Raw genomic sequence first — 14,756 nt, forward strand, 5'->3', positions numbered from 1 at the left:
AGGTCGGACGCGGTGTGTGAGCGCCGCGCGGTTCAGGTTGAGAAGGTTCACTCTCTGAGCCGGCATGCCGGCCGCCGCGGTCCCGCGGCTCTACTGGGCATCGCCGATCACCGCGGCCAGGGCGTCGACGGTCGCCTCGATCTGGTCGGCGGTGTGTGCCGCCTTGACGAAGAACCGCAGCCGGCCGGCGGCTTCCGGGACCGCCGGGTGCACGATCGGTTGGACGTTGATCCGCCGCTCCCGCATCCGCGCGCCGAGCCGGAGGGTCCGGGCCGAGCCGCCGGTGACGACCGGGACGATCGGGCTGCCGCCACCACCGGTCCGGACACCTCGGGCGGCGGCCCGGGCCCGGAACAGGGCGGCGTTGCGGTGCAGCCGTGCGACCGGTCCGGCGTCGGCGGTCAGCACCCGCACGGCGGCGAGCGCGGCGGCCGCGGCGGCGGGCGGGATCCCGACGCTGTAGACGAACCCGGGCGTGGTGTACCGGAGATAGTCGATTAGCTCCGCACGGCCCGCCACGTACCCGCCGCAGCTCGCCAGCGCCTTGGACAGGGTACCCATCCAGAGGTCGACGTCGGTGGGCTCCACCTGCCAGTGCTCTCCGGCACCCCGGCCGGTACGCCCGAGCACGCCGATGCTGTGCGCCTCGTCCAGATAGAGCAGGAAGCCGTACCGGCGGCGCAGCCGGACGAGTTCCGGCAGGTCGGCGAGGTCACCGTCCATGCTGTAGACGCCCTCCACCGCCACGACGACCCGCCGGTACCGGCCCGCGTCGGCGTCCAGGATCCGGCGCAGGGCGGCCAGGTCGTTGTGCGGAAAGCGTCGGCGGGTCGCGCCGGAGAGCCGGATGCCGTGCACGATGCTGTCGTGCGCGAGCGCGTCGTGCACGGCCAGGTCGTCGGGGCCGAGCAGATGGCCGAGCACGCTGAGGTTCGTGGTGTAGCCGCTCACCATCGCCAGCGCGTCCTCGGTGCCGAGCAGCCGGGCCAGCTCGGTTTCGAGTTCGCCGTGCAGCGGCCGTTCGCCGGAGGCGACCCGACTGGCCGAGACCGAGGTGCCGAACCGCGCGACGGCCCGCTGTGCGGCCTCCACCACCCGCGGGTCGGTGGCCAGGCCGAGGTAGTCGTATCCGGAGAAGTCGACCAGTTCGACTCCGTCGACCGTGGTGGTCGCGCCGAGCGCGCCGTCGTGCGCGACGAAGTACGGGTTGGGCAGGCCGAGTTCGTCGAGCAGTGCGCGGCGGTGTGCGAGGGCGGCCAGCTCCGGCAGCGCGCCGGCGCCGGGCGGGGGACGGTCCCGGGCCGCCAGCGAGGCGTGCAGGTCGGCGATGGTGGTGTCGCGGCCGAGCAGCTCCGCGGGCAGTTCGGCGGCGAGGTCGTACCGCTGTGCCAGCTTCTCCTCCAGCTCCGCCAGCATCAGCGAGTCGAACCCGAGGTCCGCGACGAGGGACTGCCCGGCGCGCAGCGAGTCGCGCGGATGGTCGCTGACCGAGGCGATCACCGCCAGCAGGTCGTCGTCGGGCGGCAGGGCCGGGGCCGGCACGCCCGCCGCCGGAGTGGGCCGGTCCCGGCCCGGGTCCGGTCCCGGAGTCACCGCCCACAGCGTCCGCCCGGACCCACCGGTGGACGCCGGTCGGGCGGCCACCGCACCGGGCCGGCCCTGGTCGAGTACGACGTGCACGTTGGTGCCGCCGAAGCCGAACGAGTTGACCGCAGCCCGCCGGAGAGCGTCCGGCGCGGCGGGCCACGGGTGGGGCCGGCCGACCAGCCGTAGCGCGCCGAGTCCCGGGGCGGGCTCCTCGCAACCGACCTGCGGCGGTACGACGCCGTGCCCGAGCACGAGCAGCGCCTTGATCAGACCGGCGATGCCGGACGCCGACATGGCGTGCCCGATGTTGGCCTTGACCGACGACACGTACGGGTCGGCGTCCTCGCCGAACACCGTACGCAGCGCGGCCAGCTCCACCGCGTCGCCGGTCGGGGTGGCCGTGCCGTGGCACTCGACGAACCCGATCCCGGACGGCTCGATCCCCGCGTCCTCGTACGCGCGACGCAGGGCCGACACCTGTCCCTCCAGGCGCGGCGTCATCGGCCCGTCGGCCCGACCGTCGTTGGCGCACCCCACCCCCCGGACCACCCCGTGCACCCGGTTGCCGTCCCGCAGCGCGTCGTCGAGCCGCTTGAGCAGCACCACGGCCGCCCCCTCGCCGAGCACGAACCCGTCCGCCCGCCGGTCGAACGGCCGGCACACGCCGGAGCGGGACAGCGCGCCGATCCGGGAGAACGCGACCAGGTTGTCCGGGACGAGGTTCAGGTACACCCCGCCGGCGACGGCCAGGTCGCAGCGGCCCGAGCGCAGGTGTCCGACCGCCTCGTGCACGGCCAGCAGTGACGACGCGCAGGCGGCGTCCACCACCAGGCTCGGCCCGCGCAGGTCGAAGACCGCGCTCACCGTGGCCGCCGCCATGTTCAACATCGAGCCGGCCATGGTGAACGCCCGCATCGGCACCACTCCGCGGACCGCCGCCTCGGCCAGCGCCGGGTCCAGCGGCTCACCGAGGTCACCGGCCGCCATCTGTCCGGCCCGGAGCCGGCTGGTGAGCAGTTCCCGGTATTCGCTGACCGAGGCGCCGACGTAGACACCGGTCCGCTCGACGGGCAGCTCCGGCAGGGCCGCGTCCCGCAACGCGGCGTCGGTCAGGGCGACCAGCAGCCGCTGCTGCGGATCGGTCACCTCCACCCGCCGGGGCGCCAACCCGTACCGCTGGCCGTCGAAGGTCCGCACGTCGGACAGGTGGGCGACCACGTCGGTGTACGCCGAGTCGGCGTGCCGCGGATCGTCGGGCCGATGCAGGTACTCGTGCCGCCAGCGGCCGGATGACACCCGCGCGGTGGCCACCCGACCGTCCCGGACCAGCGCCCAGAACCCGTCGACGTCGTCCGCTCCCGGAAAGCGACACGCCATGCCCACCACGGCGACCGCCGAACGCTCCCCCCATGTCACGTCTCAAGTAGACCGCACGGGCCTTTCAACCGGCTAACACCGGCTCGTGTCTTCGGGCCGTGCCCCGACAGTCCGGTCGACTCCGTCGGGCACATCGGGACGCGGGTCCCGCCCGGGTGGTCGACCGGGGTGGCCGGGTCTGGACGAGACCGGCTCCGAAAACCTTTTCGGGAGATATCGAGCGGGCTGCCCGATTGCCAACCCGTCTCACGAAGGGGCAAATCGCGGTGTAGTGGGCCTAGACTACAATCCTGGTTGCTCGGCCTTTTCGAAAGACGGTCCGAAAGGATTTCGGTGGTCAGACAACGCTCTCAATCAGTGACCCTGACCGACGTGGCACGGCGCGCCGGGGTCTCGGTGGCCACCGCGTCCAAGGCGCTGAACGCGCGGGACGAGGTCGCCCCGGCCACCCGCCGCCGGGTCCTGGAGGCGGCCGAGGAACTGTCCTTCCACCCCAACGCCCTGGCCAAGGGACTGATCTCGGGACGCACCCGGACCATCGGGCTGCTCACCGACGAGCTCGGCGAACGGTTCGCCTTCCCGGTGCTGCTCGGCATCGAGAACGCGCTCGGCAACGAGCAGATGTGCGTACTGCTCTGCGACGCCCGGGGGGACGTCATCCGGCGCCGCCACTACATCCGTACGCTGCTGGCCCGCCAGGTGGACGGCTTCATCATCCTGGGCGACTCGAACGACATCCGCCCCTCGCTGACCCGGGACATCCCGGTCCCGGTCGTCTACGTCTACGGCGAGTCCGACGACCCGAACGACCTCTCCGTGCTCGCCGACGACGCCGGTGGGGCACGGCTGGCCGTGGAACACCTGGTCGCCCTCGGCCGCCGCCGGATCGGGCACATCACCGGCCCGGAGACCTACCGCGCCGCCCGCGACCGGGTGACCGGCCTGCACGCGGTGCTGGCCGAGGCGGGCCTGCCGCTGGCCGGCGGCGACCCGCTCTACGGCGAGTGGTCCCAGCGCTGGGGCCGGCACGCCGGCCGGATGCTGCTCACCGCCGATCCGGAGATCGACGCGGTCTTCTGCGGCAACGACCAGATCGCCACCGGGGTCGCCGAGACCCTGCTCGACCTCGGCCGGCGGATCCCGGACGACGTGGCCATCGTCGGGTACGACAACTGGGAGGTCTTCGCCGCCGACTGCCGGCCGCCACTGACCACCGTGGACCTGAACCTGCAACAGCTCGGCGCGACCGCGGTCAAGCAGCTCTTCGCCGCGCTGGACGGCGACCGGGCCGCCGGGGTGATCCGGCAGCCCTGCCGGCTGGTCGTCCGGGAGTCGACCGGCCCGGTCGCCTCGCTCGGCGCCGCCCGTGCGGTTACCCGGACCGACGCGGTTAGCCGGACCGACGCGGCCACCCGGACCGACGCGGATACCCGGACCGACCGCGGATAGTCCCGCCGGCCGCCGCCGGCCCGGTCCGGTGGGCAAAAACCGATAACAGGGGACCCTCCCGCACCCGTCGGGGCATGCTCAGGTGGTGGGCGGGGAAGGGAGTACGGCGTGAGGAACTACGACGACGACTGGACCGAGGACCAGCGCGCGCTGTACGACGAGTGCTACGAGCTGGGTGAAGCCTGGGCCGGTGACCCGGAGACCGACACCGACGAGCTCCAGGACGTGATCAATCTCGCCGAGGCCGACGACGACGAACTGGCCGACGTCGACCTCAGCTACCCCCCGCTGGTGGACGCGGTCGCCGAGGCGACCGGTGAACAGGTGACCAGCGTGACCGCCGACCGGGACGACCCGGCTTTCCGGGGCTTCGTGGACGGTGTCCGACAGGGCGCCGAGGAGGACGTCTTCGGCCTCTGAACCGCCGGGTCAGCGCGGCAGCCGGGCCGGTACGCCGAGCACCGCCATCGCCCGCCGGTAGCGCCGGTACGCCTCGTCCGCCTCGCCGTACCGGCCGACCGCGCTCAGCACCGAGATCAGCTCCTCGTGGGTCCGCTCGTCGTACGGGTCGATCTCCAGGGCCCGCCGCAACTGGTACGCCGCCTGCTCCGGGTCGCCCCGGTGCCGGGCCAGCTCGGCCAGGGCCCGGACCACCCGCAGGTAGAGCCGGCGCATCTCCTCCCGGACCGGCAGCGCCGAGTCGTCGTACGGGTCGTCGGCCAGGAAGTCACCCAGGTAGCGCCGCTCGGCCAGCGTGAGTACGTCCTGCGCCGAGACCCGTTCCCCGCGCTCCAACCGGCGCAGCCCGAGCAGCGCCTCGGCCTGGAAGAGCTGCACGTCGAGGTCGACGTGCGTGACGTCCAGCGCGAGGCTGGCCCGTTCGGCGACCACGTACCGGTCGACCGGGCCGTGCCGGTCCGGATCCAGCACCCCACGCAGCAGCGAGAGCAGCACCGAGAGTCGATGGCCGAGCCGCTCCGGCGGCTCCCCGGGCCAGAGCAGTTCGCCGAGCTGCTCCCGGGAGACCGGTCGACCCCGCCGGGCGGCCAGGATCCGGAGCAGGTCCCGGGCCTTGCGGGACTGCCAGGCCGAAGTGGGCACGGGTCGACCGTCGACGCGTACCTCGAACCGGCCGAGCGTGCGTACCGCGACCGTCCCGGCCGCGACGGCCGGTACCGGGACCACCACCCCGATCTCGGCGAGCCGGGCGGCGGCGACCTCGGCGTCGATCCGCTCCTCCGCACTTGCCCCGGGCAACCGGCCGAGCAGTACCCGGACCCGGTCCGCGTCGACCCCCGCCCCGGCCTCCCGCAGGATCGCCCCGGCCTCCACCAGCGCCTGCCGGGCCGACGACGGGTCGTCGGTGGCGGCCGCCCGCAGCCGCAGCGCCTCGGCCAGTCCGGTCCGGTCCTGGTGCAGCCGGGCGTGTTCCTCGGCCTCGGCGGCGAGCAGCACCGCCCGGGGAAGGTCCCGCCCGGCCACCGCCACCCAGCCCAGCGCGCACCGGGCCGGGCCGCCGTCCGGGCCCGGAGCCAGCCGGACGGCCCGCTCGGCGAGCGCGGTGGCGCGGGCCGGATCCGTCCCGGCGATGACCCGGGACAGCCCGGCCAACGCAGGTACCAGCGCGATCACGTTCCCGGTCGGCTCGCTCACCTGTACCGCCTCCTGGTAGGCGGCCCGGGCCAGACTGTCCCGGCCACAGAGCAGGTGCACCCGGCCGAGCCCGGCCAGCGGCACCGCCGCGTACGCCGAGCCGAGCCGGTGGTGCAGGGCCACCGAGCGCTCGTACTCGGCAACCGCCTCGGCCAGCCTCCCGAGCCGGACCAGCGCGGTGCCCCGGACCGCCAGCGCCAGCGCCAGCATCGCCGGGTACTCGGCCTCCTCGGCCAGTTCGACGGCCTCGCCCGCCACCGTCACCGCCTCCCGGTAGCGGGCCGCGCCGGACTGTGCCACCGCCAGGTTGAGCCGCGCCCAGGCGGCCAGGCCGAGATCACCCGCGGCGTCGGCCAGCCGGACCGCCTCGGCGAGCTGTCCGGCCCCGGTCGCCCGGTCGCCGGCCAGCCGCGCGGTCAGGCCGGCCGCCACTGCGGCGGTCACCACCGCCTGCGCCGTGCGCAACGCCGAGCCGACCGGTAGGTCCGGCCTGGCCAGCGGTACGAAGCCGGCCGGCGGTACGGAGCCGGGCGGTGCCGACGGCCGGGCCGGTGCCGGTTCGCCCAACCGACCCGCGCCCGGTACGGCGGACGCCGCTGCCAACGCCCGGCGGGCCCGGTCCCGCCCCGTCGCCACGTCGCCGGAGAGCGCGTACGCGCACCCGGCCCAGGCCAGCAGCAGCGCCTCGTCGGGGGTCCGACCGGCCCCGGTGCTCGCCCGGTTGAAGACCGCGATCGCGGCCAGCGGCTCGCCCCGCAGCAGGTGGACCAGGCCGAACCGCCAGGCCAGTGCCGGGGGCAGGGCGGCATACCGGGCGGCCTGCGACCGGTACACCTCGAGCGCCGACTCGGCCGCGCCGGCGATCCGCAGCGCGTCGCCGTGCAACTGGCGCAGCGGTGCCGGGCACCGGGCCGGCGGCAGCGTACCGACGACGGCGCCGACCAGGGCGGCCTCGCCGTCGGCCAGCAGCCGCGTGCCGTACCGGCGAAGCAGCCGGACGGTCGGGTCGACCCGGCCGGCCGCCCGGTAGCCGTGCAGGGCCGGTGCCGTCAGGCCGCGCCCGGCGTACCAGTCGGCCGCCCGCACCTGCAGTGCGGCGGCCCGGGCGGGCGACAGCGGAAAGTGCCGGTGCGCCGCCTCGGTCACCAGCGGAATGGCGGGGTGCCCGGCGCCGTCCGACCGCTCGGCGCCGAGGAGACCGGCGGCGGCCAACCAGCGCAGCAGGCGACCGGTGCGGCGCGGGTCGGACCCGGCGAGGAGTTCGCAGTGCGCCGGGTCGACCCGGGCCGCCTGCCGGAGGACCCGGGCGGCGTCGGCGGGCAACTCCCGGAACACCTCGCCGGCCAGGTAGGCCACGGCTCCGGCAGCCGCGGCGGCAAGCCCGGCCGGCCCGTCGTCCCGGTCACCGAGGTCCCGCAGCGTCCGGGCCAGCAGGTGCACCAGTGTCGGCCAGCCGGCGGTGGCCCGGTGCACCGCCCGGGTCAGCGCCGGATCCGGCAGGTCGTAGCGGTCCCGCAACAACGCGGCCACGTCCACCCGGGACAGCGCGAGGTCCACCGGCCCGAGCAGGCCCAGGTCGCCGCGGCGGATCCCACCGGCGACCAGGGCCGCCGCGGGCGGGCGGCGGGTGACCACCACCAGGCGGACCCGGTCGGGCAACCGGTACGCCGCCGTCAGCAGCGCCCGCAGCCGTGGCGGTGGCAGCGGATCCACACCGTCGAGCACCAGCCACCGGTCGTCGCCGGCCGGCCCGTCGGTGGACCCCGGCAGCCTGCTCAGGTCGACCCGGGGCGGCCCGCCGTCGGTGCCGCCGAGCACGGGCGTCCACTCCGCCCTGGTGTACCAGCGGCTGGTGCCCGGGGCGAGCATCCGGCGTACCGTCGTGGTCTTGCCGTAGCCGGCCGCCGCCGCGACGAGGAGGCAGCGCCAGCCCGGCGACCACGGCGGGAGTGGTGGCGCTGTCTCCTGGACCGGCGGGTGACCAACCGGCGGCCAGATCGACGGGTGGCCGGCGGGCAGCGGCCGGATCGGCGGTTGCCGGGGCAACGTACGCAACCCTGCTACACCTCCCCCGGTAACCGGACGTGACACGGTCGGGGGCTCCGGGCGCCAGCATGTCGGCACAGAGCGGGCATATGCCAGCGAAAGTCGGAATACCGACACGGGCCGTCGGCGCGCCAGGTGCCGCCGCGGCCGCCCCGCACGGAGGTCGGGCGCCGGTGACCGCCCACCCTGATCCGGCCCTGATCGGACCCGGACCGCACCGTGACGGATCTGACCAGGCTGGACCGTGCGCCACCGCCAGCTCAGGCGGCGGGCGACGAAGGGAGATCCGCAGCGATGGCTGTCAATAACACCAGGGTTCGGCGCGGTACCGTGTCGGCCCTTGCCCTGATCATGGTGGCGGGCGCGGTCAGCACCGCCGGCCCGGCCCGGGCGGCCGACTCCGGCACCCGGGTGGCGGCCCCGGTCCGCGTCTCCGTCACCAGCGCCACGAACTCGATCGCGAGCAAGAGCGTCGTGGTCAACTGCCCGGCCGGGCAGCGGGTCTACGGCGCGGGCGGCGAGATCACCGGTGGTGGGGGCAACGTGAGCCTGGACGACATCACCCCGAGTCTCACCTTGACCAACGTGCTCGTGACCGGTGTCGAGAACGGCGCCTTCGCCGGCAACTGGAACGTGACCGGCTACGCGATCTGCGGCGTCAACACGCTCAACCTGCAACGGGTGCACTTCACCAGTCCGACCAACTCGGTCAGCCCGAAGTCGGTCTTCGCCGGTTGCCCGGCCGGCCTGCGGCTCTACGGTCTCGGTGCCGAGCTCAACGGTGCCGGCGGAAACGTCTTCCTCGACGATCTCACCCCGAACGCGGCACTGACCGGGGCGACGCTGACCGGGTACGAGAACGGCGCCTTCGCCGGGAACTGGAACATCACCGGGTACGCGATCTGCGGCAACGCCTCGGCCAACATGGTGCGCAGGGTCGCGACCAGCGCGGCCGGTTCACCGGTGGCGGCGTCGGTCACCACCGCGGCCTGCCCGGCCGGTACCCGGGCGCACGGGGTGGGCGCCGAACTCAACGGGGCGGTCGGCGCGGTGGTCATCGACGACCTGCGCCCCAACGTCGGCCTGCCCACCGCCACCGCGACCGGTGCCGAGAACGGCGCCTTCGCCGGCAACTGGACCGTCACGGCGTACGCGATCTGTTCGGCCTGACGCGACCCGTCCACGGGCTGTGCCTCCGCCCGCCCTCCGGCCGCTGGCCGGAGGGCGGCGGCCCACCACCACCGCCGGACCACGCCGACGCCGGCCGGCCACCGACCGGAGGACGACCGCCCACCACCACCGCCGCACCACGCCGACACCGGCACCGGCACCGCTGGCGGCGGCGGGACTTCGTCCGTCGCTGGACGGGACAGACAGGATGGACCCGGACCGGTAGACATACGGGCATGCGGTACGCGATATCCCTCCCGCCCGCCGGGGCGCCGGCCGACCTGGTCGACGCTGCGGTCGCGGCCGACCGGGCCGGCTGGCACGGCTTTTTCCTCTGGGACCACCTCGGCGCCGACGGCATGCCGATGCACGATCCCTGGGTACTGCTCGGCGCGGTCGGTGCCGCCACCGAACGGGTCCGGCTCGGCGCGATGGTCACCCCGCTGGCCCGGCGGCGCCCGTGGAAGGTGGCCAAGGAGGTGATCACGCTCGACCAGCTCAGCGCGGGCCGGGCGGTGGTCGGGGTCGGCCTCGGCGTCCCGGAGACCGACTTCACCGGGTTCGGCGAGTCGGCCGACCCGCAGGCCAGGGCGGCCGCGCTGGACGAGGCACTGGTGGTGCTGGACGGACTCCTACGCGGCGGCGAGGTGGCACACGACGGTCCGCTGTTCCGGATCCGGGCCCGGCTCGGCCCGGAGACCGTGCAGCGACCCCGGCCGCCGATCTGGGTCGCCGCGACCTGGCCGCACCGGCGTCCGCTGGACCGGGCCGCCCGGTACGACGGGGTGTTCGCGCTGGGCCGCGACGCGGTCGGCGGGCTGACCCCGGCACAGGTCGTCGAGGTACGCGCCGTACTCGGGCCGGACCGGGACATCGTCGTGCCGCACGATCCGGCGGTACCGGTCGAGGAGTACGCCGCCGCCGGGGTCACCTGGTTGGTGGTCGGCCCGGACACTCCGGACGGCGACTGGCTCGCCCGGCTACGCCGGCAGATCGAGGCCGGCCCACCCGCCTGATCCGGTACCTGTGCGCCAGGCTGTCCGGGTCCGGGTCCGGGTCGGGCCGGGCCGCCGGAGCCGACTGGCCCTGAGATCGTCGTGACCCGCCGGTGAAACGCACACCACAGCGGGACCAGGCAGCCGCGCGCCCGTCCGGCCTGGCCTTCGGGCCAGTCGTCCCGGTGGCCGCCGAGGGACTTCGCCGACTACGCACGGCGCTCCACCCCGAAGGGTGCCCGGCACAGCGTGAAGGGGTCGCCGGGAGCATATCCCGACCGGGTAGCGGGGTCACGTGACGCACCCGCTCACCCCGGCCCTGCCCGCCCGGCGCACCGCAGCGGCGCGCCCCGAGGTCGCCGCCCGGTGACGGCGCCGACCGACGGAACGGCTCGACGCCAGGAAGGGATCACAAAAAGGCGTTCGGGTCGCGACGGCGGACGTCGGACGGCGCCTACGCGAATGAACCTTTTTCAACCTGAACCGCGCGGTGCTCACACACCGCGTCCGACCTCGCGCTCCGACGGACCGCAAGGGGAGGTTGAAAAAGGTTCAATGCCCAGGCTGGTGCGGATTCTGTCGCGGCGGCGTCCTGAACAGGCTACCGACCCGCACCCAGAAATGCTTCCAGATGTCGCGGACAATGCTCAGTAGGTCAGAGCCAGCAGGGCCCTGACACTATCCATAGCGGAATCGAGGTACGTCTTTGCGATCCTTGGTACAACCTCCCGTCCATTAATATCGGCGGACAACGACGATACCGGGAGGTACGACATGTTCGGTTCGGCTGCTTGGTCGCGGGTGCGGCGTCCACGCTCCATTGTGCTCGCCGCCGCGATGGCGGCGGGCCTGGTCGGCGCGGTGATTCCGGGCGTGGCCAACGCGGGTCTCACCTCCGACGCGGCCGCCGCCGTCGACTGTCCATTCACCAACACGGTCTGCCTGTTCGAAGGCACCAACTACAGCGGTACGCGTTTCACGGTCAGCGTCCCCGGCCCGAGCCAGGCCTGCGTCAGCCTCGTCGACCACGGCTGGGGCGATCGGGCGAGGTCGGCGTACAACACCGGCAGCCAGAGCGCGGCGCTCTTCGCGAACGACGACTGCGTCGGCGGGCCGTACCAGCTCGCCGGCAACACCGGCATTCCGGACCTCGGCAGCTTCTCCCCGGAGAGCGTGTGGGTTCCCTGATCTAGGCGTCCCACGGATCCAGCCGAGTCGAGGCCGACATCCAGCCCGGCTCGGCTGGATCTGTGTGTGCGGTGGTTGTGCGTCGTTTCCCCCGGGACCTTGGTGGACGCCGGGCCGGAGGCCTAGTCTCCCGACATGTCGGTGCGTGACCGCCTGGAAACCGTCTTCGCCAAGTCGCTCGATCTGAAGGAGGGGGTCGACTTCGCCGCGTTACGGCAACGCGAGCACGACGAGTGGGACTCGGTGGGGCACATGAGCCTGGTGGTGGCCATCGAGGAAGAGTTCGCGGTGGATCTGGAGCCCGAGCAGATGGTGGGAATCGACAGCTTCGAAGCCGCCCTGCGCATGCTGCGTGAATTCGGCATCGACGACGGCTGACCAGACCGGTCCGGCTGCGCTGGCGACCGGTGGCACCCGCTGCGCCCGGACGCCGAGCCGGCGCGGCACGCCCGCCCCTGGGAGACGCTTCCATGTCTGCGGACGGTCGCGCCGGCAGGAGCGCGGCCGCGTTTGTGATGCCCGTGTTCCTGGACGGCGGGCCAGGTTCGCCGACGAGGGCATGCCGGTCCCGGCGTGGCAGAAAGTTCGTCCACGACTCCAGCGTTACCGGATCCCCCAGTACGGCGCGGATGCGTCCCCAAGGAGCGTTCGAATGACGGGCGCTCGAATGACGGACGTCGTCATCGCGGCGTACGGAGCCGAGCATCTCCTCGCATCGTTCTGATTCCGTCACGGCGATGCCCTTAACCCAGTCCGTCTGCGCTACCCGCATGGCCTCGTGCCCGCGGAACTGCTGCGGAAGAGGTGTGGCGCCCGCGCTGTCCGTGCCCGTCCGGCACCGGTGAACGAACCATTTTCGACCTGAACCGCGCGGCGCTCACGCATCGCGTACGACCTTGCGGCCCACCCGACCGAAAGGGGAGGTTCAAATATGTCCGACGGTGTTGGTCCGGGCCGGCCGGACTATTATCTGCCGATGTCATCATCTTCGATACGGCCGTCGCCCGGCAGCCGTCCGTTGAGGACAGCGCCACTCCAGCACGGATTCGTCCAACGGAGCTGGCTGTCGCACCGCACATACGGCCGCGACCTGTGGGAAGCGCAGCGGTTCGCTCTGACGGTGCCGCCCGCGCTCGGCCGGGCCGACGTCGCGCGGGCCCTCTCGCTGACGCTGGAGCGGCACGAGGCGCTGCGCACCACGTTCTCCGCAGACCGGGACGGCGACCCGACGCAGACGGTGTGGCCCGCCGAGCCGGTCGCGCCGCAGGAGCACACCGTCTCCACGGTCGACGACGAGGAGCAGGTCGCAGGCCGGTTACACAAGGCGCCGTTCGACGTGGCCCGGGACTGGCCCATCCGGTCCGCACTGGTGACCCGCGACGACGTCCGGACGCTGTATGTGGTGATCGCGCACATCGCTGCCGACTACGCCGCGGCCCGCATCGTCGAGGAGGAGATGACGCAGACGCTGGAGGCCTACACGGCCGGCGCGGAACCAGACCTGCCCGCCACCGGGGAACAGCCCGCCGACGTGGCGTACGCCGAACAGAGCCCGGCCGGGCGCGCGGCGGAGGAGCGCGCCCTCGTGCACTGGCGGGACGAGCTCCGCCTGCTCCCCACGGGCCTGTTGCCGGTCCCGGTGCGTCCCGAGCACGGCGGGTACGTGGAGGCCGAACTCCTCTCCAAGGCGTCGACGTACGCCATCCACCAGCTGACGAAGCGCGACGCCGTCGGTCACTCGGCGGTGTTCCTCGCCGCGCTCTGCACCGCGCTCTCCGTCCACACCGGCCAGACCGTGATCCCGCTCGGCTTCACCTGGGGCGGCCGCGACTCCGCCCGGCTCCGGCGGACGGTCGGCAGCCTCTTCCGGGACATGGTCCTACGCGTCGACCTGTCCGACCGGCCGGCGTTCCGGGTGGCGGCAGCCCGGATGCAACACCTGATCTACCGCAACGCCAAGCGGATGCGGTTCGACACGATGCGCTTCATCGAGCAGGAGATCGCGCTCGACGTGCAGCGCGGGACCCGGCTGCGGGCCGGCGCCTTCCTCAACTTCGTCCGGCTCGCGGCCGCGCCCGATGATCTGGACCGCACGGTGCCGCCGCCCGGACCGCCATGGCGGCACCCGATCCGGCGGGCGCGGGTCGCGCTGCGCTGGCGGCGCCTGCACGCCGCCACGGAGCTGACCGTGACCCGCCTGGCCGAGAGCGAGCCCTACGCGGTGCCGAACCTGTACGCCGAGGTGTTCTCCTCCGGGCCCTGGCTGCGGACCTTCGTCTCGGCGAAGGAGAGCCTGCTGCCGGCACCCGCGGCGGAGTGGCTGGTGCGCGCGGTGGACCACCTGCTCACGCGGGCCGCCCGCGACGGCGACCTGACGTTCGACCGGATGACCGAGCTGATCGGTGGCGGCACGGCCCGCGACGCGCGCTGGGTGTTTCTCGACCACTCCTGGGTGCACTGTGGCGCGGTGGAACTGCTCCTGCTCCGGCACTCCGGCGTGGCGTCGGCGCAGGTGTTGGCCGGCGGCTCCGCGGATGGCGGCGAGGCACTCACCGCACGGGTGGCCGTCCGGGATCCCGAGCTGACACCGGCGGACCTGCGCGACTTCCTGCTGTTCCACGGCGACGACCGGTACGCGGTGGCCTGCCCGGTGCGCTTCGAGATCTACGCCGACCCGGGGTCCCCGTCGTCGGCCGGCGGTGAAAGGTCGGACTGGTCCGGCCTGGTGCTGCTGGCCGCCGGCGACGGCCGGGGCGAGGGCCCGCGCCGGCCCGGCACCGCGGCGGAGACGGCCCTGCGCGACGCCGTGGCGGAGGCGAACGGGCTCACCGACGTCGACCTCGCGGCGCAGTACGTGACCGCCGGCGGCCGGCTGGAGCGGCTGCCACTGGTACTCACGGCGCTCCGCAGGCGCGGCTTCACCGGGGTACGGCTGGAGGACTTCTGGCGTCCGTCGCGGCTGGCCACCCTGGCCGCCCGACTCGCCGCCGACCCGGAGCGGGGGTCCGGCGGGTCCACGCCGGACCAGCGGAGCGCGCGGACCGCCTCGGGATAGGTCCGGTCGGCCGGGAGGACCCCTGGTACGTGTCGACGTTGCCGCCGACGCCGCACAGGTATCAGGCCTGGAGGCATCCACATCGCTGCCATATGCTCGCGTCTGCGACGGGCGGCCTCCAGTCGAACAGCAGCACCCTGCGGCCGGTCAACCGACCGGCTCGGGTGGAGCGGCCCGACGCGGACGCCATCGAGCACGGTGAGAGTGTCGTCGACCATCACCGCAGAACGTATCGC

The 14,756-nt window shown here is 73.8% G+C and carries 9 protein-coding genes; 7 read left to right on the forward strand and 2 right to left on the reverse strand.

What is annotated here, in order from left to right; all coding sequences use genetic code 11:
• Window positions 1-90: 90 nt before the first annotated feature.
• Window positions 91-3,003 (reverse strand): aminotransferase class I/II-fold pyridoxal phosphate-dependent enzyme, encoded by a 2,913-nt coding sequence (locus ACQEVC_RS32165; protein WP_432885114.1) that lies wholly within the window; start codon window positions 3,001-3,003, stop codon window positions 91-93.
• Between the two features lie 294 nt (window positions 3,004-3,297).
• Between ACQEVC_RS32165 and ACQEVC_RS32170 the strand changes: the two genes are divergently transcribed.
• On the forward strand, window positions 3,298-4,413 hold the full coding sequence (locus ACQEVC_RS32170) for a LacI family DNA-binding transcriptional regulator (protein ID WP_432885117.1): 1,116 nt from the start codon (window positions 3,298-3,300) through the stop codon (window positions 4,411-4,413).
• Window positions 4,414-4,521: 108 nt separating this feature from the next.
• Window positions 4,522-4,833 (forward strand): hypothetical protein, encoded by a 312-nt coding sequence (locus ACQEVC_RS32175; RefSeq protein WP_318402480.1) that lies wholly within the window; start codon window positions 4,522-4,524, stop codon window positions 4,831-4,833.
• Window positions 4,834-4,842: 9 nt separating this feature from the next.
• Here ACQEVC_RS32175 and ACQEVC_RS32180 read toward each other — a convergent pair whose 3' ends face one another.
• On the reverse strand, window positions 4,843-8,121 hold the full coding sequence (locus ACQEVC_RS32180) for a BTAD domain-containing putative transcriptional regulator (protein ID WP_432885121.1): 3,279 nt from the start codon (window positions 8,119-8,121) through the stop codon (window positions 4,843-4,845).
• A gap of 285 nt (window positions 8,122-8,406) precedes the next feature.
• On the opposite strand from ACQEVC_RS32180, the gene ACQEVC_RS32185 reads away from it, so the two are divergent.
• From ACQEVC_RS32185 to ACQEVC_RS32205, 5 genes are all read left to right on the forward strand, one after another.
• On the forward strand, window positions 8,407-9,282 hold the full coding sequence (locus ACQEVC_RS32185) for a hypothetical protein (protein ID WP_432885123.1): 876 nt from the start codon (window positions 8,407-8,409) through the stop codon (window positions 9,280-9,282).
• A 236-nt stretch (window positions 9,283-9,518) separates the two neighbouring features.
• Window positions 9,519-10,298 carry an LLM class flavin-dependent oxidoreductase gene (locus tag ACQEVC_RS32190; RefSeq protein WP_432885126.1) on the forward strand — a complete coding sequence of 260 codons (780 nt, stop codon included), beginning with the start codon at window positions 9,519-9,521 and terminating at the stop codon, window positions 10,296-10,298.
• A 780-nt stretch (window positions 10,299-11,078) separates the two neighbouring features.
• Entirely contained in the window at window positions 11,079-11,465 is a 387-nt protein-coding gene (locus tag ACQEVC_RS32195; protein WP_432885129.1) for a peptidase inhibitor family I36 protein, read from the forward strand.
• Between the two features lie 135 nt (window positions 11,466-11,600).
• Window positions 11,601-11,843 (forward strand): acyl carrier protein, encoded by a 243-nt coding sequence (locus tag ACQEVC_RS32200; protein ID WP_432885131.1) that lies wholly within the window; start codon window positions 11,601-11,603, stop codon window positions 11,841-11,843.
• A 598-nt stretch (window positions 11,844-12,441) separates the two neighbouring features.
• The gene (locus tag ACQEVC_RS32205) at window positions 12,442-14,520 is read left to right on the forward strand and encodes a condensation domain-containing protein (RefSeq protein WP_432885134.1); all 2,079 of its coding nucleotides are present in this window, start codon (window positions 12,442-12,444) and stop codon (window positions 14,518-14,520) included.
• The last annotated feature ends 236 nt before the right edge of the window (window positions 14,521-14,756 follow it).

Origin of the sequence: Plantactinospora sp. CA-294935 (assembly GCF_050936445.1) — a bacterium.
In the GTDB taxonomy this organism is placed as follows: domain Bacteria; phylum Actinomycetota; class Actinomycetes; order Mycobacteriales; family Micromonosporaceae; genus Plantactinospora.

Bases quoted from the DNA above. Each gene is read 5' to 3' on its own strand.
- ACQEVC_RS32190 (WP_432885126.1), top strand. From the start codon at position 9,519: ATGCGGTACGCGATATCCCTCCCGCCCGCCGGGGCGCCGGCCGACCTG.
- ACQEVC_RS32200 (WP_432885131.1), top strand. From the start codon at position 11,601: ATGTCGGTGCGTGACCGCCTGGAAACCGTCTTCGCCAAGTCGCTCGAT.
- ACQEVC_RS32185 (WP_432885123.1), top strand. From the start codon at position 8,407: ATGGCTGTCAATAACACCAGGGTTCGGCGCGGTACCGTGTCGGCCCTT.
- ACQEVC_RS32205 (WP_432885134.1), top strand. From the start codon at position 12,442: ATGTCATCATCTTCGATACGGCCGTCGCCCGGCAGCCGTCCGTTGAGG.